We start from the raw sequence: 19432 nt of genomic DNA on the forward strand, positions 1-19432 counted from the left end.
TTATTAACTATTAATTGGTTGACTTATGAAAAAAACAGTGACTTATTCAGTTGTAGGACGTGTGAACCCGGCAGACCGTGAAAGCGGTGAGATGAAGTTTTATGCACAGTCGCAGGCTCGCGGTGAAATGGGTATCCGCGAAATCTCGGAACGTATTCATCAGATGTGTACTGTGACCCGTGCCGATGTGATGGCCGTATTGACGGCGCTGGAAGAAATCGTGTCGGAAGGGTTGCAGGGCGGTGAAATCGTGCGCCTGGGCGAACTGGGCTCGCTGCAGCTGAGCTTGAGCGGGGCCGGTTCGGACACGGAGGAATCGTATTCGGATGCGCTGATTGACAAGGTGCGTGTGTTGTTCCGTCCGGGCACGGTGATGCAGGAGGCTATCGGCAACCTGGCTTTCGAAAAGGTGCCCGTGAAATATAAGAAGGAGGAGGATTCCGATGAGGGCCTGGGTGCGTAATCTATAAGGTGAAGTGAGAAATGACGAAGGTAAAATGGATTGTGGTCAGGATACTGAAGTGTATTCTTTGTCTTCTGACCGGAAGAAAACCGGATTGTAATGAGAAAGATTGACATGATTGTCATCCACTGCACGGCAACGAGGGCGGACTGTCCGCTCTCGTCTTCCGAGCTGACAAGGATGCACCGGAAACGGGGGTTCAAGTGCTGCGGGTATCATTATTATGTGCGCACGGACGGAGAGATTTGTACGATGCGCCCGGTGGAACGGGCCGGCGCGCATGCCAGGGGGTATAACGAACGGAGTATCGGTATCGCCTACGAAGGGGGACTGGACGAGCACGGACGGCCGGCGGATACACGCACGGAATTGCAGAAGCGTTCGCTGCGGATTCTGGTCAGGGTGCTGAAGGAGGATTTTCCGGGCATCACGCAGGTGGTGGGACACCGTGACCTGAGTCCCGACCTGGACGGCGACGGGGTGGTGGAACCGGAAGAGTGGACCAAGGCTTGTCCTTGCTTTGACGTGAAAAGTGGTCTGTAGTGTGGAAATGTTTCTTAATTGTAAAAGAATGTCTCTGCCAGAGGTGAAAATTTTCAGGATTCGAAATAAAAGTCTACCTTTGCAGGGTATATAAAAACCAAATTGGACAATGGAGAATCTGTATATCATAATTTCTGCATTTGTATCGGCGGTGATATTGGGGAGAATCATTATTCCGAACATTCTGATTATTTCATTTCGCAAACGCTTGTTTGATGTGCCTGATGAACGTAAGGTGCACAAGCGGCCGGTGCCCCGGCTGGGTGGAGTGACTTTTTTCCCCGTCATTCTTTTTTCCTTGTGCGTGTTTACGGCAGTGCGTCTGATGGCGAACTGCGGGCCGGCGGCGGAGGATACGCAGGAGCTGGTGTGTGAGTTTCTTTTCATGATGGGAGGGCTGACCCTGCTGTACATCGTGGGCATTGCCGACGACCTGGTGGGGGTGCGCTACCGGAAGAAATTCCTGGTGCAGATTATTTCCGCAGCCATGTTTCCGTTGTCGGGCTTGTATATCAACAGTTTTTACGGCCTTTTTGGTATTTTCCTGATTCCGGAAGAGGTGGGTATTCCGCTTACGATGCTGCTGGTGGTGTTCATTACCAATGCCATCAACCTGATTGACGGCATTGACGGGCTGGCTTCGGGGCTGAGCATGGTGGCGCTGGTGGTGTTCGGCGTGCTGTTCGTGCATTTCCAGATGTGGAGCTATGCCATGCTGGCATTCGTGACGGTGGGAGTAATCATTCCGTTCTTCTCGTACAATGTGTTCGGCAGTGTGGATTTGGGACGCAAGATTTTCATGGGGGATACGGGCAGCCTGACGCTGGGCTTCATCCTGAGTTTTTTTGTCATCAAATATTGTATGTATGAACCGAGCATGCTGCTGACGATGAAAAGCAGTCCGGTACTGGTGTCGTTCAGCGTGCTGATGGTGCCGTGTTTGGATGTGGTGCGCGTGGTGCTGCGCCGTGCGCGCAACAAGCGGTCGCTGTTCATGCCCGACAAGACGCATATTCATCACAAGTTCCTGGAAATGGGCTTTACGCCTCGCAAGGCGATGATGACAATCCAGCTGATGTCGGCCTGTTTCTGTGCGTTTACCATCGTGGCCATTCATTACATGAACAACACGCTGGTGTTTGTCATCGATGTGGTGGTGTGGACGGTGCTTCACCTGTGGTTTGACCGGGTGATTGAGAAGAAGAAGCGATGAATAATGAATATCATGAATAATGAAGGACGGGAGGGGAAACTCTTTCGTCCTTTTTTTTGCCAGTATGCTTGCCGCCTTTGCTTTCTGACTTTATATGTTTTTCTGTCTTTGAATGCGCAAAAATTCTTGTTTTTCATGATTAGGGGTTCATCCTTCATTGGAAAGGGCATAAAAAAAGGGAATCTTCCCAGACTCCCAATCTTCATTAACCTTAAATCTAATACCATGAAAAACACAGTGCAAAGGTAAGGATTTTATGTTATGAAACATATAAAACAGGGATGAAAATGTGGTTTGTTAACTTTATTTATATTTTGGGCTGAACGGACGGGGTAAATTTCCTGCGGGCGAGGTGCGGACTCTTAAAATTTTCAGTTTTCTTGTCATATTCCTTTCCCCGGGGGCTTGGTGGTTCGCTTTTATTGATGTATCTTTGTCGTTAAAACCAAAAACATAGACAGTAATGAGAAAACAGTTCGCTAGAGTAGTGCTGTGGTTGTTTTTGCTGGGAGGATCTGTGGCGTATGCCCAAAGCGGAATGACTGACAGCCAGGTGATAGAATATGTGCAGCAGGCACTTCAGGAGGGGAAGGATCAGCAGACCATAGCCATGGAACTCTTGTCAAAAGGGGCTTCCCAGGAACAACTGCTGCGCTTGAAGTCGAAGTATTCGGGATCTTCAGCTTCGGACGTTTCTTCTTCGGCCGGGCAGAGCGGTGCGGCGCTGGATACCAGTACGAGGGTACGGAAAACGACTTCTCCGAATGCGCCTGACAGCCAGAACGGAGAAACGACGGAGGACGCTGGCGTGTGGACGGACAGCATGAAGGAGAGCATGAAGAAGCATCAGGCGCTGAAGGTGTCGTCGGTCGATGAGAACGATGTGTTCGGACGGAACATTTTCAACATTGAACGGCTGACTTTCCAGCCGAACCTGAGCATGGCTACTCCGGAGAACTATCGTCTGGGTGCAGGCGACGAGGTGATTGTCGATGTATGGGGGTCCAGCCAGAACACCATGCGGCTGGAGATTTCGCCCGACGGCTATGTGAACATTGAGAATCTGGGGCCGGTGTACTTGAACAATATGACTATTAAAGATGCCCGCCACTTGCTGAAGCAGGAACTGGGCAAGATTTATGCGGACTCGGGCAACAATATCCAGGTGACGCTGGGTAACATCCGTACCATCCAGGTGAATGTGATGGGAGAAGTGATGGCGCCGGGCACGTATGCCTTGTCGTCGCTTTCCACGGTATTCCATGCCTTGTATGCTTCGGGAGGGGTAAGCCACATCGGTAGCTTGCGTAACGTGCAGGTGGCCCGCAGCGGAAAGACGATTGCCCGGCTGGACGTGTATGAATATATCATGAAGGGAAAGATTCAGGACGACATCCGCCTGCAGGACGGCGACGTGGTGATTGTGCCTACTTACGACGAGCTGGTGAAGATTACGGGTAAGGTGAAGCGTCCGATGTTCTACGAAATGAAGAACGGAGAGTCGGCTGCTACTTTGCTGAAATATGCCGGCGGATTTTCTTCGGACGCTTATAAGAAGACTATCAGGGTGTTACGAAAAGACGGGAAAGAATTTTCTGTAAAAACGGTGAACGATATAGACTATTCTGCGTTTAAATTAACAGACGGGGATGTGGTGACGGTGGATTCCATCTTGAACCGCTTCAACAACCGTCTGGAAGTGAAGGGCGCGGTGTATCATCCGGGCGTGTTCGAACTGAGCGGTTCGCTCAACACGGTGCGCCAGCTGGTGGAAAAGGCTGACGGACTGCTGGGGGATGCGTTTACGGGACGCGCGGTGCTGTATCGTGAACGGGAAAACCTGACAAAGGAGGTGCTGCCGGTGGACATCGAAGGGATTCTGAAGGGAACTTCGCCCGACATCGCCTTGCAGAAGAATGACATTCTGTATATTCCGAGCATCCACGACTTGCAGGACATGGGTAAGGTGACAATCAGCGGTGAGGTGAACAAGCCGGGAAGCTATACGTATGCCGACCACATGAGTCTGGAGGACCTGGTGATTACGGCGGGCGGACTGAAGGAGTCGGCTTCGCTGGTGCGTGTGGATGTGTCGCGCCGTATTCGTGACCCGAAAGGGACGACGGAACCGGACGTGATAGGACAGAATTTCTCGTTTGGCCTGAAGGATGGCTTCGTGGTGGACGGTGAGGCGGGATTTGAACTGCAACCCTACGACCAGGTGTTCGTGCGCCGCAGTCCGAGCTACAACGAGCAGGTGAACGTGACGGTGGAAGGCGAGGTGCTGTATCGCGGCGACTATACGCTGAACACGAAGAGCGAACGCCTGAGCAGCCTGATTCAGCGCGCCGGCGGAGTGAGCCGCTATGCGTATGTGCGGGGGGCAAAACTGCGCCGCCTGGCCAATGAAGAGGAATTGCGCCGCATGGAAGACGTGGTGGAAATGGTGCGCCGGGAAATTGGTGACGCTATGGCTGCTTCGCTGGGACTGGAGGTGGACAGCACGTTCACGGTGGGTATTGACCTGGAGGCGGCACTGGCCAATCCGGGCGGTGATGCCGACCTGGTGCTGCGCGAGGGTGATGTGCTGATGGTGCCGGAATACAACAATACGGTGAAGGTGAACGGAGCCGTAATGATGCCCAACACGGTGTCGTATGCCAAAGGAAAGAGCGTGAAATATTACCTGGGCCAGGCGGGAGGTTATTCTGCCAATGCCAAGAAAAGCCAGAAGTTCATTATTTATATGAACGGACAGGTGGCCAAGGTGAAGGGTAGCGGAAAGAAACAGATTGAGCCGGGCTGCGAAATCGTGGTGCCAAACAAGACGAAGAAGTTTAACTTTGCGAATGTAGTATCGAATGCGACTTCGTTTGCGTCACTGGCTACGATGCTGGCGTCACTGGCTACAATGATGAAATAGGAAGGTTATTGATAAAAAACTTATAAACTTATAAACTCAGATACTATGAAATTGAGACTGATTATAATGAATTTCCTGCAGTTTGCCGTGTGGGGGGCCTATCTTACTTCGATGGGTACCTATCTGGCAGGTGTGGGACTTGGTGGACATATCGGAATTTTTTATGCCATGCAGGGAATCGTGTCCCTGTTTATGCCAGCCGTGCTGGGTATCATTGCCGACCGCTGGATTCCGGCGCAACGGTTGTTGGGACTGAGCCATCTGCTGGCGGCCTTGTTTATGGCCGGAGCGGGCTATTATGCCATGACGGCGGGATCGCAGGTGGAGTTTGCACCGCTGTTCTCGTTTTATTCCGTGAGTGTGGCGTTCTATATGCCTACGCTGGCGCTGTCGAATTCGGTGGCTTATACGGCGCTGGACAAGGCGGGGCTGGATACCATCAAGGCGTTTCCGCCGATACGTACGTTCGGAACCATCGGTTTTATCTGTTCCATGTGGCTGGTAGATTTGATGGGATTCCAGGCAAACTACATGCAGTTCTTTACTTGTGCGGTGTGGGGCGTGGTGCTGGCAGTATATGCCCAGACGCTGCCGGAATGTCCGGTGAGCCGTATGAATGGAGAGCGTAAGTCGCTGGTGGAGGCACTGGGGCTGAAGGCGTTTCTGCTTTTCAAGAATCGCAAGATGGCGGTGTTCTTCATTTTCTCGATGCTGCTGGGCGTGTCATTGCAGATTACGAACGGGTTTGCCAATCCGTTTATCACGAGCTTCAGTGCCATTCCGGAGTATGCCGATACGTTTGGCGTGCAGCACGCCAACCTGCTGATTTCGCTGTCGCAAATTAGTGAGACATGCTGTATCCTGCTGATTCCGTTCTTTTTGGGACGCTTCGGCATCAAGCGGGTGATGCTTATCGCCATGGTGGCGTGGGTGCTCCGCTTCGGACTGTTCGGGCTGGGTGATCCGGGCAACGGGGTGTGGATGTTCGTGCTCTCCATGCTGGTGTATGGGGTGGCTTTCGACTTCTTCAACGTGTCGGGTTCGCTGTTTGTCGACCGGGAAACGGACTTGTCCATCCGTTCGAGTGCACAGGGACTGTTTGTCCTCATGACCAACGGCATCGGGGCTACGGTGGGTACGCTGAGTGCGCAGGCGGTGGTGAACTGCTTTGTGGATTTTAACTCGCAGGCACCGCAGGTGGAAGGATGGAGCCATGCATGGTTCGTGTTTGCGGCGTATGCGCTGGTAGTGGCCGTGGTTTTTTCGCTGGTATTTAAATACAAACATAATGTTGATAAGAATTAAGTGAGATTGAAGTTATGGAATCGATGGAGAATGAGAGATTGACTGAAATGAAAGTCTGTTACATTAGAGAGTTGATGGATCCGAGCAAGCTGTTGGATGATATGTTGTCTGATGAAGTCCTGTCGGACGAAGACAAGATGGATATACTGCTGGAGAACGCATATGAGTACAAGCTGATGCTGGAAGAAAAGAATGCACCTCACCGGAAGCTTATGGCTATCATTAATGCGAATGAGGCGGACTTGCTGGACGTGGCGCTGGAGAGTCCGGAAGATGTGGAAATCTCGCTGCACTACCAGATGGTGAAGATGCTGAAAGAGCAGTATGGGGCTACGGTAGAAAAGGCTGTGGTGTGGGGAAAAGAAGAACAGGAACCGAAAACAAAGGTCTTTCTGCGGAAGGCGGACGGTACTCCGATGGAGATGGATGTGAAGATGGCAGACGCACTGGTTATCGCTGTGCTGAGCAAGGCGCCGTTCTATATCAAGACGGAGTTCCTGGAAAACCGGGTGCCGGATTTTGCCAAGAAGTCAGTATCGAACCTGCAGCTAACGCTGATGCGCGGATTGCCTATGTTCTATCTGGAAAAGGAGATGGAAAGGGCTATTCGTGAGGAAAACTACGAGTATGCGGAACTGATTAAACGCGAAATGCAGGCTCGCAAGGAAAGAGGAGAAGTGGAAGAAAGCCTGGAAGAGGAAAATAACGAAACGAAATAAGTCTATGCACGTGTTTTATGCACCGGATATTGCGCAGACCATGGAGCTCCCGGAGGAGGAAGCCGGACACTGTCTGCGGGTGCTGCGCCTGGGAGTGGGCGAGGAGATTACCCTGACCGACGGAAAAGGTTGTTTCTATCGGGCGGTCATTTCGGCTGCCACGCAGAAACGCTGTGTGGTGAAGGTGGTGGAGAAGACGGAGCAGGAGCCTTTCTGGAAGGGGCATCTGCATCTGGCACTGGCACCTACCAAGAACATGGACCGTATGGAATGGCTGGTGGAAAAGGCGACGGAAATCGGTTTCGACGAACTGACCTTCCTGAACTGCCGTTTTTCGGAACGGAAGGTCGTCAAGACGGAACGGGTGGAGAAAATCGTGGTGTCGGCCGTGAAACAGTCGCTTAAGGCACGCAAACCGGTGGTGAACGAAATGACGGATTTCCGCCGTTTTATGGAACGGGAGTTCACGGGGCAGAAGTTCATTGCACATTGCTACGAGGGGGATAAACCTTTGTTGCGCGATGTGCTCTGCAAGGACAAGGATGCCGTAGTGTTGATAGGACCGGAGGGTGACTTCAGCCCGGAGGAGGTGGCGCTGGCTGCGGAAAAGGGCTTTCAGGCAGTGAGTCTGGGCAAGTCGCGTCTGCGCACGGAAACGGCGGCACTGGTGGCTGTACACCTGATGAATCTGGCGCACGCGGAATAAGCTGATGTGTAACTTTTAAATAGAAGAAGTATGAAAAGTACATGGAAATGGATGGGAAGTATGGCTTTGGGGCTGACTTTCCTGTTGTCCTCCTGTGGTGAGGGAAATCCTTATACCAATGCCTTGCCGAAAGATGCGGCTGCGGTGTTCTCGCTGGACCTGAACAAGATGGTGCAGAAGTGCGGACTGAACGAGCAGGCACAGCAGTCAGTGAGGGAGATGCTGAAAACGAGTCTGAAAGGGAAGGCGGATGCGCTGGTGGACAAGCTGATGGAGAATCCGGAAGAAAGCGGCTTGCGCCTGACTGACAGGGTGTATTTCTTTGTGACTCCTCAGATGGAAATGGGAGGGGCACTGGTACGTGTGACCGACAAGGGAAAGCTGGAGGATTTGATAGAGGTGCTGCATGCACAGCAGGCGTGTGAGGCTCCTGCCGACGGGGACGGCTGCCGCTGGACTGTGGGTGGCGGCGGACTGATGGCCTGGACGGATGATGCTTTTCTGGTGGTGGGGAACAATGGAGACCCGAAGGATTTGCAGCATCAGGCTTCGATGTGGCTGCGACAGAAGAAGGGCGAGGGTTATTCGGGTACACCGGAATTTGAGAAGCTGGAGGATGCTGCCGAGGACGTAGCGATGGTGACGTCGCTGAACATTATGCCGAAAACTTACCTGGCGCCGATGACCATGGGGTTGCCGGCCGACCTGAAGCTGGATAACCTGAAACTGTTTTCTACGCTGGACTTCCAGGATGGAAGGGCCGTGATGGAGGTGGAGACACTGGTGGAAGGGCAGCAGTTCAAGGACTTGCTGAAGAAACAGGCCGAGGTGTGCGGGGAGCTGGACGGTACGTTCCTGGAGACTTTCCCGGCTAATACGGTATGCTGGGCAAGCGCTCACATGAACGGGGAAAAGGCGTATGAGCTTTTGCGCGAGAATCCGACCATACGCCAGGAGCTGGACAACTCGATGATGCCGCTCGACTTTGAGGCTATCTTCAAGGCGGTGAAGGGAGACGTGGCATTGGCTATGCCGGAAATGTCATTGACACCGGGTGTGATTCTGTATGCCGACGTGACAAACAGCGAGTTTCTGCGTACGTTTGAAGACTTGAAACCGATACTGGCCATGACTAACGGACAGATGCGTCTGCTGGACAAGGGCAAGGATGCCTATCAGTTTGTGGCTGCCGACGGTTCGATGCTGGGCATGGGTCGTGGACCGGTATCTCTCTGGCTGGGGGTGAAGGACAAGCGTTTTTACCTGACGAATCAGGAGAGCCTGATTGGCCGTGAGGTGAAGGGACTGTCTCTGAAAGACTGCAGCTGGGCTAAGGACGTGAAGGACAAGCGTTTTTATCTGAACGTGAACTTCCAGGCATTGGCAGCGGTGCTTCCGCAGGTGCCTTACGTGAGCATGCTGGACTACCTGACCATTGAGTCGGATAATCCGACCAAGGGACGTATGGTGCTGCAGATGAAGAACCGTCAGGAAAATGTGCTGAAACAGTTGGTGCAGATAGTTAATAATTAAAAGTTAATAATTAATAGTGAATAATGAATAGTGGGCAATTAATATGAAGCATGGATTACTCCGTTTTTCATTGTTCATTATTAATTATTCATTGACTTCGTTTTTCATTATTCGTTGTTAATTATTCATTGAATGAAATGATTTCGATAGAATTACAGCAGACTTTGCCGGAAGTTTTTGCCGGACGCGATGGTATCGTGTCGGACGTATGGCACCGGCAGGTGGCTTTCCAGAAAGGGAAGATGTATCTGATTGAAGCGGCCTCTGGTACGGGCAAATCATCTCTTTGCAGTTTTGTTTACGGGTATCGTACGGACTATCAGGGTATTATCACTTTTGATGGTGAGAATGTGCGGAAGCTCACGGTGAAGCAGTGGACTGACATCCGCAAACGCTCGCTGGGCATGCTGTTTCAGGAGCTCCGCCTGTTCGGGGAACTGACGGCCTGGGAGAACGTGCAGCTGAAAAACGGGCTGACGGGTTTCTGCCGCAAACAGCAGGTGAAGGACTGGTTTGAGCAGCTGGGCATCGCCGACAAGTGGGATGTGAAAGCGGCCAAGATGTCGTACGGGCAGCAGCAGCGCGTGGCCTTCGTGAGGGCTTTGTGCCAGCCAGCCGACTTTTTCTTTCTGGATGAGCCGGTGAGCCACCTGGATGACGGCAACGGACAAATCATGGCACGTATCCTGAAGGAGGAAGCGCTTCGCCAGGGAGCAGGAGTGATTGTGACGTCCATCGGCAAGCACCTGCCGCTGGAGTATGACAGGGTGCTGAGTTTGTAAGGGCATTAAAACGAAGACGGATATGATCTGGAAATTATTGAGACAGCACATCAGTGTGGCGCAACTGGCGGGTTTTTTCCTGGCTAACTTGTGTGGCATGGTTATTGTGCTGCTGAGTATACAGTTTTATAAGGATGTGTTGCCGGTGTTTACGCAGGGCGACAGTTTCATGAAGAAAGACTATGTGATTGTGAGCAAGAAGGTGAGCACGCTGGGCAGTCTGGTGGGTAAGGGGGGTACGTTCTCACGTGCCGACATCGCCGACATGGAGGAGCAGCCGTTTGCCAAACGGACGGGGGCTTTTACTCCGGCGCAGTTCCAGGTATCGGCCGGCATGGGCATGGCGGGTATGCAGCTTTCTACGGCCATGTTCTTTGAATCAGTGCCCGATGAGTTTGTAGATGTACGGCTGGAGGGCTGGACGTACCGGGAGGGAGAGGATGAGATACCTATTATCATTCCGCGCAACTACTTGAACTTGTATAACTTTGGCTTTGCACAGAGCCGTAACCTGCCACAGCTCTCGGAGGGCGTGATGGGCATGATGACGCTGGATGTGCGGCTGAGCGGACGGGGACGGACGGAGCGCATGAAGGGACGTATCGTGGGCTTCTCCAACCGGCTGAACACGATTCTGGTGCCACAGGCGTTCATGGACTGGGCTAACGCCACACTGGGCGACGGCGGGGAGACAGCTCCCTCGCGGCTGATTGTGGAGGTAGACAACCCGGCAGACGACCGCATTGCAAAGTATTTCAAGGACAAGGGGTACGACACGGAAGGCGACAAGCTGGATGCGGGGAAGACGACATGGTTCCTGAAGATGGTGGTGGGCATCGTACTTACGGTGGGGCTGATTATCAGTGTACTGTCGTTCTACCTGTTGATGCTGAGCATTTACCTGCTGTTGCAGAAGAATACGAAGAAGCTGGAGAACCTGCTGATGATTGGATTCAGTCCGGCGGCCGTGGCGCGTCCGTATCAGGTGCTTACGGTGGTGCTGAATGCGGCGGTGGCAGCCATGGGCGTGCTGCTGGTGTACGTGGCACGGGGAGCTTATCTGGACATGTTGCGGCGGATGGTGCCCGACTGGCAGGAAGGTAGCTTGTGGCCGGCACTGTTGACTGCGGGGGGGCTTTTCCTGCTGGTTTCGGTGTTGAACGTGCTGGCCGTACGGCGGAAGGTGGAGGCCATCTGGCGAAAGAAATGAGAAAGGAAGACCTATTTTTATATATCAACAAACAAAAACTGACAAATGAAGAAGTTGAAAAATGTATGGCTCTTTTTGAGCCTGGTGCTGATGATGGCCGGAATGGCAAGTTGCAGCACGGAAGAGGACCCGACAGGTGTAACGGTGTCGAGAGAAGACATTATCGGTACATGGGAGGTGACGGCGAACAACTGGAGTGACTCGGAAGGTGATTCCGGAACGAACGACCATAAGGGACAGACGTTGTCATTGCAAAGCAGTGGTACGGCTGTTTTCCAGGGGTTCCAGTACCAGTGGACGCTGGACGGCAAGAATGGTATATTGACGTTGTCGGGGTCTGCAGGCCTGGAGGTGAAAGTGACAATCCTTTCTTTTGCGGGGGATGAGATTAAGGCTGTTTACAGCAGCAAGTATAAGGATGCAATGTACGTGGTGGAAGGCAATTATACTTTCAAGCGCGTGTAACGAGAGACATAAGAATAAAAGAAGAGCCACAGTGATGTGGCTCTTTTTGTTTAAGTATGGAGGGTGATGTTTTTCCAATCTGCATGCCTTCCACAAATTCTTATCGGCGGGGTAGAGTCAGATTTCGTCCGGCCAGGGGCAGGGTTTTCCGGTTTTTTTGAACGACGGACGCTGTGCACCGGAGCTGCGGAGGAACTCGCCGAGGTTGGCCGAGAGGGATTTCACCACGTCCGGATGACGGTCGGCCAGGTTGTGCTTCTCGCTGATGTCGGCCGGAATGTCATACAGTTCCTTCTTGCCCGTTTCGTAGAAATAAATCAGCTTCCATTTTCCTTGACGCACGGTGCAGGTAGCGCCGATACCCGGACCTGGTTCGCCCCACAGGTTCGGACAGTTCCAGTAAAGGCTTCTGCCCTCCGACGGGTCGCCGGTCTGCTTGAGCAGGGGCACGAAGCTCACGCCGTCTACGGTCTGCGGTGCCTTCCAGTCGGTAATGCCAGCCATTTCGAGGATGCTGGGGAAATAGTCTTCCACGATGACGTACTTGTCGCAACGGGTATTGGGTTGGGCCACTCCCGGCCAGCTCACAATCATCGGTTCGCGGATACCGCCTTCGTAGGCCGAGCCTTTTCCGCAGTTCAACGGAGCATTCTGTGTGTAGAGCGGCTCATCCCTCCATTTGGTTCCAGTGGCGTATCCGCCGTTGTCACCGCAGAACAGGATGATGGTGTTGTCGGCCTCTCCGTTCTTTTCCAGCCAGTCCATGATGTCGCCCAGACTCTTGTCCATGCCTTCGATGAGGGAGGCGTAGGCCGCTTCCTTGTCCGACATGCCTTTCTTCTTGTACTTGTCATAGAAGCGCATATCCTTGTCGATGGGGATATGGATGGCATAGTGCGACATGTAGAGGTAGAAGGGCTGGTTGTATTCCTTGGCCTTGTCGAGGGCTTTCAGGGCTTCCTGGGTCAGCGCTTCGGTGATGAAGGTGCCCGTTTTCCAGTATTTCTCCAGTCCAGGTACCGACATGAGCGAGGTAGGATTGCCCTTCTCGTCGTGTCCGTAGCTAAGTTCACTCAGGTAGGTGGCCAGTCCGCCGGCCGCATGTCCGGAGATGTTTGTTTCAAAGCCGAAGTGACAGGGATTCTCTCCCGGGGTATCAATGGCTCCCCAGTGTGCCTTTCCACAATGGATGGTGTGATAGCCGCTGTCTTTCAGGTATTGCACGAACGATTTGGCCACGAAGGTGTGGTTCGTGCCTTCCACCTGCGCGATGCCGTTGTAGTTCCAGTCGGGCAGTTGCAGCACATCGCTTGGAATATCGGTGGTCTTGTTCTTCTGCAAGGTCCAGTTGGTCACACGGTGGCGGGCCGCGTTGGCTCCGGTCATCAGACTGCAGCGGGTAGGCGAGCTGATGCTGGAGGCGTAGGCCTGCGTGAACATCATTCCCTGACGGGCCAGACGCTCCATGTTAGGGGTTTCGTAACGTTCGTTGTACATGGTCTTTTCTGTCCAGAAAGGCAGTGAGGTGTCCTGCCATCCCATGTCGTCCACCAGGAAGAAAATGATGTTCGGACGCGGGTCGGGACGGTCGTCGGCCAGCGTATGCAACGGGGAAAGCACAGGGGCTATCCCGAGAAGTACTAAAAGATTTTTGTTCATAATATCTGTCTTTAGATTAATTATTTACATGATAAACACTAAAGTCCCGGATGAGGGGCTCTGCCGTGCATTCCTCCACCACCAGACGGAAACATCGGGTCTCTACGGCAGGGAAGGATTCAATGCGCTTATGCCCTACGGAAGTACCTTTGGCCACGGTAGTCCACTTGCCGTTCACCTGGGCTTCTACCCGGTAGGCACGGATGCGTTCACCGCCGGTAATGTCTTCCTGAATCTGGTAATAGTTGACGGGCTGTGCCTTGCCGAGCGAGAGCGATACTTTCTTCTTGCCGGTGGCTGAAGTTGCTGCCAGCGGCTGGCCGAACCTACGGTTGATTTCGGCTCCCCATTCCTGTAGGCGGCGCACGTCACCTTCCGGAATCAGTCCGTCAGGGTTAGGAGTAAGTCCCACCATCAGCGTGGCGTTGCGGCCGACTGACTTTTCGTACATCTCCATCAGGTTGGCTAACGGATAGACGGCCTTGTCGTCGTCACCCGGTTCCCAGAACCATTCGTGGCGTCCGTTGTATCCGCGCAGAGGTGTGTCGGCCATGGCAGGCACCCAGAACTTGCCGTCGGGGTCGCCGTGTGCCAGCAGCTTGTTGTGGTCGGTCACTCCGTCGGTGGCATTGCTGTGGCTGTACGGGTAGGGGAAGCTCGACCAGCAGGGGTAGCCCACGGTACCGCTTTCCGAACCGCCCCAGCGCAGGTCGGCACGGTTCACGTTGTGATAGAACAGGCAATTAGGCTGGTACTGGTTTACGATGGGTTCCACGTCGGGTCCCATTCCTTTCGGGTCGTCGGCGCCGCCGTCAAACCAAATCATGAAGAGGTCGCCGTAGCGGGTGCAGAGTTCCGTCACTATCTTCTCGCACAGGCGCCTGTACCACTCCTGGCGGTTGCGGGCAAACTCGCCTTCGCCTTCTGCCTTGAAGTTGTGGATGCCGAGCAGGGAGTTCCAGCGGATGCCGATGTAGATGCCCGGCTGCACGCCGTACTTGCGGCAGGAGTTCACGAAGTCGCGCACGATGTCACCCTTTCCGTCGCGCCATTTCAACGCTTTCATGCAGTAAGGGTTCACGTCGCTCTGCCACAGTCCGAAACCGGTTTCATGGGTGGCGGTGAGGATGGCGAACTTGGCGCCGGCAGCCTTGGCCGACTGAATCCACTGGTCGGTGTCGAGCTGGTTGGGATGGAAAATGTTATAGTCCTCAATCGGGTTGATGCGGTTATTGCCTTGACCGTACACCAGTCCGTCGAACACGTGCAGGTCGTAGTGGAACACCACGCCCAGTTCGGCTTCGTGCCATTTAAGCTGGTGAGGAGCCGGGCGGGGACCTTCGTGGCCGGTATTACGGGCATGGGTTGTGGTCGCACAGAAGGCGAACAGTGTCAGCAAGGTCAGTAATGTCTTTTTTATATTCATGGTTTCAAGTATTTTTCAAATGGGTCATGGGTCTGTTCGAGCCATGAAGAAAGAGTTCGTTTCAGTGAATCACAAAGAGCCGGCTGGCTTTTCGCAAGGTTGTGCAGCTGGTTCGGAGTCTGTACGGGTTTTCTTCCCATGCATCCTATGGCATCGCCCCTGAACTGGTCGGCCATGATGAAAACCTGGTTGGGACGCGAGGGCTTGGATTCCGGGCGGGAACATGCCGAGAACGGAAGCACGGTGCCTAAGGCAGAGGTATAAATGAGTAATGTCAGTTTCATATTGGCTGGAGGTAAAGGTAGGAGAAAAATCGGAAAAGGAGAAGTTTTTTAAGAAGATTACAGGGAAAAAGTGATCTTCATAAAGAACTTCTCCTTTAACGCTTACAAGGTTAGAATATTGTTATTCGCCTTCGGGCAAGCTGTTTGTTTCAATCTTCCATCCCGGATTTTGGTAGATGGGAGAAGACGTATAGTCACCTGAGCCTTCCACTTCGGTCGTCAGACGGAAATGGTCGAACGCAATGGGGAAGAGGTAACGGTTCGGATTCCAGTTGTAACCGTTATAAGCAATGTTGCTGGAAATGACACGGTACGGAAGCAGGTAGTCACCATCGCTCCTGGCCGATACGTTGGCTCCTTCTGTACCGGCTTCTTTCAGGTCGATAACGGTCAGTGCCTTGTCGAAGTTCTGTCCGTTGATGCCGGCATCCGGAGTCGCGTAGCGTTTGTAGTTCTCTGCCCACAGATTGAATCCTTCTACCTGATAGTTCTGCATCTTGTCCAGTGCGCACCAGCGGCGGAGGTCACGCAGACGGAATCCTTCGGCTGCCAGTTCCACGCGGCGTTCACGGCGGATGTTGTAGAGTGTAACGTCTACTAGGTTATTGCCTGAGTAGCGTGCCAGGTCGATTTCTTTCGTCAAATCCGTATTGCGGTTGGTTTTCTCGTAGTCGGTATCTATTCCGGCACGTCTGCGGATAGCTTCCCAGTATCCTTTACTTTTTGCATCAAGTGAGTGATTCAGTTCATAGTCTGCTTCCATGTAATTGAGGTAAGCTTCGGCTGCACGGAAAATTACACAAGCTGTAGTGGCCGGCAGGGTAGGTCCTTGTGAGGGGTCGGTAGTCAAGCCTTTCTTAACGGAATAACCGGTTGTGCTGCGGTTTTCAGCCATTTCTGTAATGGGGGCACGATAGTAATAGCCTGCTCCGTCGATAATGGCTTCGGTCATGGCAGCCTTTTCAGTCAGCATGTCACCCGGCATCAGGGTATTGTAAGTTAGACGCGGGTCACGTCCTTCTGCTACATCCTGATAAGTACGATCGCCTTTGTAATCTGTTCCGGCAGCGTAGATAGGAAGCCCGTTCTGCATCAGGTAAGTATCAATCATGCTACGGGTGTAGCCACTGTTTCCGCCTCCGTTACGTTGCAGATAGCCTACTACGAAGTGGTTCACGGCCGGAGTCAGGCTGGCATCGTAGGCTCTCCACAGCAATACTTCGGGCATGGAGCTTAGTGAGTTGCTGTTGAACAAAGCCGGATAGTCATTGTAAAGTGGATAATTATCGGCTACAATCTGGGCAGCTTGTTTGGCCTGGTTTAGGAAATAGCTGATTTCTGCATCAATGTCGATGGTGAAATCTTTCAGATAGTCTTTCTGCGCACCTGGCCATCCCGGTCCTCCTGGAACACGTGCCGTACCTTTGTGGTATTTTTCCCATGTACCTTCGAACAGAGCTACACGACTCTTCAACAGGGCTGCACAGTCTTTAGTCAGGCGGTTGCTGGCTGGAGGAGTATTCGACATGAAGTAGTAAGCCGAGTCAAGGTCTTCAATGATGAAGCGGGCCACTTCGTTGCGCGGACGGCGCTGGCTGGCTTGTTTTACTGTTTCATAATTGTCGGCAATGGTTGTCTTGATGATAGGAAAGTCACCTAGTGAGTCCAGCTTGTTGGCATAATAATATGCACGGAAGAAATAGGCTTCACCCAGATAATGCTTGTTGTTGGCTTCATTTCCACCCAACTCGCCGGCTTCAAGCAACGGACGTACGCGGTTGATGAAATAGTTGGCCGAACGGATTTCGCTGAAGTTCCAGGCACCTCCCGACTGTGCCACACGGTTTTCACCGTTCACAAATAGTTTCTCCGGATTGGAAGCTGCCTGGTTGTCACTGTTGTTGTCGGTTGCGAAGACACCGATGTCGTACACGCCAGGTTTATGTGAAGGCAGTGCGTTATATAGGTTGGCCGTATAGGCTGCCAGGTCGTTTTCGCTGAGCAGGTATTTTTCTACGGGTACTGCATCCATTGGCTCTCTGTCCAGAAAATCGTTGCAGGAGCAGGTCAGGACCGTCATTCCAATGACGAATAATATATTTTTTTTCATGGTTCATTCAAATGTTTAAAGGTTAAAGTGTCACGTTGATACCGAATGAGAAGGTCTGTGAAAGCGGGTAAGTTTTTCCGCTGGACCATCCGTTGGTTGCAATGGCTTCCGGGTCGAACATATCAGCAATACCGCTGATGGTAAACAAGTTTTCCGCACTGAAGTACACACGTACTTTTTCAATGTATGCCTTGCTGGTCCATGCTTTCGGGAAGGTGTAACCCACTTGCAGGTTCTTCATACGCATGTAAGCTCCATTTTGCAGGTAACCGGTCTGTGTCAGTTTGTTCTTATTTCCCTTGTCACCGATATAAACTTTCGGATAATACGCATCTGTGTTCGGACCGAAGATAGATGTCGTGTTTTCCGGACGCCAGTAATCGAGGTGTTCTTCGTAACCTACAGACTGCCATTCTCCTCCGTCGGCTCCCCAGAACAACGGGCCGCTGAGCCAGAGGTCGCGTTTCAACACACCTTGGAAGAACATCTGGATATCGAAGCCTTTCCAGTCGGCACCGAGGTGAAGACCGAAGTGGAAGCGAGGTTCGCTGTTACCGATTACTTTTAAGTCACCGTGGTCGTCTACAGTCTTGGAACCATCGTCAACCACTTTGTCACCGTTCAAATCCTTGTACATGATATCACCTGCCCCCCACTGAGAACCCAGTTTGCTCTGATCGTTTGCAGCCTGCCATTCCTGCATCTGCTGGTCGCTCTGTGCAATACCCTGAGTTTCATATCCCCAGATTTCACCGATAGTCTTTCCATCGTAGTAAGCATAGGTTACACCGTCGGCCTGATAGATAGCTTTCGAAGCGTTCGGATATTTTTTCACTTTTGCACGGTTGTCAGAAAGGTTGAAGCCCAAATCGTAGTTCACTTGTCCGATACGGTCTCTCCAGGAAATGTTCAAGTCCCATCCTTTGTTTTCCAGTTCGGCATTGTTGGTGTTAGGCAGTGTAGTACCCAGAGCAGCACCGATTTCAGCCGGAGGACCTACCATACCTTTGGTACGGCGGATGAAGTATTCAAATGAACCTGTCAGGCGGTTGTTAAGCAATCCGAAGTCAAAGCCGATATTGGTATTGTAAATCTTTTCCCAGGTAAGTGTACTGCTGACCAGTCCCGGCACACCGGAAATGGTAGGACGTACGCCGCCCATCAGCCAGTTTCCGCCATTGGCTACTACGTTTTGTGTCAGATAGAACGGATAGAACGCATCAGTGTTCTGGTTACCCAGCATACCCCATGATACACGTGGCTTGAACGTATTGATAACTTTGGTCAGCGGAGCAAAGAATGATTCGTGTGCCATGTTCCATCCGAAAGAGAATGACGGGAAGAGGTTCCAGCGCTGGTCGCGAAGGAAGCGTGAAGAACCATCGTAACGGAGGTTGGCTTCAAACAAATAACGTTCTTTATAAGAGTAGTTGATACGTCCGAAGAAACCGGCAGTTGCCCAGTTTCTGTATTGGGTAGGATTATTGTCGTCATTGTTGATTTTATCTTCACCTACCGAAGCGCTGATTTCCGGAATCAGTCCAGAAATGACATCGCTGCGTTGTGCCGACAGAGAACGTACAATGTATTCTTCCGTATTCATACCCAGCATTACTTTCAGGTAATGGTCATTTTTCTCGAGGGTATAATCGGTATAGAAAGAAGTGGTGTAGAAGTTGCTGTTCATGTAGTTCATGCGGGCAAAGGTTGCTCCCGGTGCATAACTACCGCTGAACGCCAGTTCCACAGGATTGTCATTAATGTCGTATTCATAAATCTTGTTCAGGTTCACCTGCTTGTTCTGGTTAATGACGCGCATACCGGCTTCCGCATAGATGTTCCAGTTCTTAAGCGGGTGGAGTACCACCTGTCCTTGCAGATAAATGTCGTCGTTGTGTGTTTTGGAACGGCCGCCGTCAGTCAGCTGTGCCAGTTTTCCGTTACGCATATAGTGTCCGTTCGGATCTTTGAAAGGCATTGTCGGCCACATACGGGCAATGTCATGATACAGCAAACCGCCTTCTTCCAGATAAATCGGGTTGTCAAGGTCGTAGCGGATGAATTTTGTGCTCAGGTTGAAATCAATGTATT

The 19432-nt window shown here is 52.2% G+C and carries 16 protein-coding genes; 11 read left to right on the top strand and 5 right to left on the bottom strand.

The features are described from left to right. The first annotated feature begins 25 nt into the window (after nt 1–25). From ACMJ0U_RS03070 to ACMJ0U_RS03120, 11 genes are all read left to right on the top strand, one after another. Nucleotides 26–463: an HU family DNA-binding protein gene (locus tag ACMJ0U_RS03070; RefSeq protein WP_417128094.1), complete on the top strand. Its 438-nt coding sequence runs from the start codon at nt 26–28 to the stop codon at nt 461–463. A gap of 99 nt (nt 464–562) precedes the next feature. Then, nucleotides 563–1006, top strand: a complete 444-nt coding sequence (locus ACMJ0U_RS03075; RefSeq protein ID WP_417128096.1) for an N-acetylmuramoyl-L-alanine amidase — start codon at nt 563–565, stop codon at nt 1004–1006. Between the two features lie 109 nt (nt 1007–1115). Then, on the top strand, nt 1116–2219 hold the full coding sequence (locus ACMJ0U_RS03080; RefSeq protein WP_417128098.1) for an MraY family glycosyltransferase: 1104 nt from the start codon (nt 1116–1118) through the stop codon (nt 2217–2219). Nucleotides 2220–2682: 463 nt separating this feature from the next. Further along, a complete protein-coding gene (locus ACMJ0U_RS03085; protein ID WP_417128099.1) occupies nt 2683–5142 on the top strand; it encodes an SLBB domain-containing protein in 2460 nt (819 codons plus the stop codon). 45 nt (nt 5143–5187) lie between these two features. Then, the gene (locus ACMJ0U_RS03090; protein ID WP_417128101.1) at nt 5188–6447 is read left to right on the top strand and encodes an MFS transporter; all 1260 of its coding nucleotides are present in this window, start codon (nt 5188–5190) and stop codon (nt 6445–6447) included. A gap of 23 nt (nt 6448–6470) precedes the next feature. Next, complete coding sequence (locus tag ACMJ0U_RS03095) at nt 6471–7166, top strand: bifunctional nuclease domain-containing protein (RefSeq protein ID WP_417128102.1); 696 nt, start codon at nt 6471–6473, stop codon at nt 7164–7166. A 4-nt stretch (nt 7167–7170) separates the two neighbouring features. Beyond that, on the top strand, nt 7171–7872 hold the full coding sequence (locus ACMJ0U_RS03100) for a 16S rRNA (uracil(1498)-N(3))-methyltransferase (protein ID WP_417128104.1): 702 nt from the start codon (nt 7171–7173) through the stop codon (nt 7870–7872). A 30-nt stretch (nt 7873–7902) separates the two neighbouring features. After that, entirely contained in the window at nt 7903–9405 is a 1503-nt protein-coding gene (locus ACMJ0U_RS03105) for a DUF4836 family protein (RefSeq protein ID WP_417128105.1), read from the top strand. A gap of 137 nt (nt 9406–9542) precedes the next feature. Beyond that, nucleotides 9543–10187, top strand: a complete 645-nt coding sequence (locus ACMJ0U_RS03110; RefSeq protein WP_417128107.1) for an ATP-binding cassette domain-containing protein — start codon at nt 9543–9545, stop codon at nt 10185–10187. Nucleotides 10188–10209: 22 nt separating this feature from the next. Further along, nucleotides 10210–11397 (top strand): ABC transporter permease, encoded by a 1188-nt coding sequence (locus ACMJ0U_RS03115; RefSeq protein ID WP_417128109.1) that lies wholly within the window; start codon nt 10210–10212, stop codon nt 11395–11397. Between the two features lie 45 nt (nt 11398–11442). After that, nucleotides 11443–11862, top strand: coding sequence for a hypothetical protein (locus tag ACMJ0U_RS03120; RefSeq protein ID WP_417128110.1), 420 nt, complete (start codon nt 11443–11445; stop codon nt 11860–11862). 117 nt (nt 11863–11979) lie between these two features. Here ACMJ0U_RS03120 and ACMJ0U_RS03125 read toward each other — a convergent pair whose 3' ends face one another. The 5 genes from ACMJ0U_RS03125 to ACMJ0U_RS03145 all read right to left on the bottom strand — a co-directional run. Next, on the bottom strand, nt 11980–13521 hold the full coding sequence (locus ACMJ0U_RS03125; RefSeq protein ID WP_417128112.1) for a sulfatase: 1542 nt from the start codon (nt 13519–13521) through the stop codon (nt 11980–11982). A gap of 16 nt (nt 13522–13537) precedes the next feature. Next, a complete protein-coding gene (locus tag ACMJ0U_RS03130; RefSeq protein WP_417128114.1) occupies nt 13538–14947 on the bottom strand; it encodes an alpha-L-fucosidase in 1410 nt (469 codons plus the stop codon). Then, nucleotides 14944–15231, bottom strand: coding sequence for a hypothetical protein (locus tag ACMJ0U_RS03135; protein ID WP_417128119.1), 288 nt, complete (start codon nt 15229–15231; stop codon nt 14944–14946). The genes ACMJ0U_RS03130 and ACMJ0U_RS03135 overlap by 4 nt, the downstream gene beginning before the upstream one ends. Nucleotides 15232–15352: 121 nt before the next feature. Further along, nucleotides 15353–17341, bottom strand: coding sequence for a RagB/SusD family nutrient uptake outer membrane protein (locus ACMJ0U_RS03140; RefSeq protein ID WP_417128116.1), 1989 nt, complete (start codon nt 17339–17341; stop codon nt 15353–15355). Between the two features lie 22 nt (nt 17342–17363). Beyond that, nucleotides 17364–19432: SusC/RagA family TonB-linked outer membrane protein (locus ACMJ0U_RS03145; protein ID WP_417128118.1), on the bottom strand; the 2069-nt coding region annotated here is incomplete at its 5' end.

The sequence above is a fragment of the Phocaeicola sp. genome (assembly GCF_048170425.1).
GTDB lineage: Bacteria > Bacteroidota > Bacteroidia > Bacteroidales > Bacteroidaceae > Phocaeicola.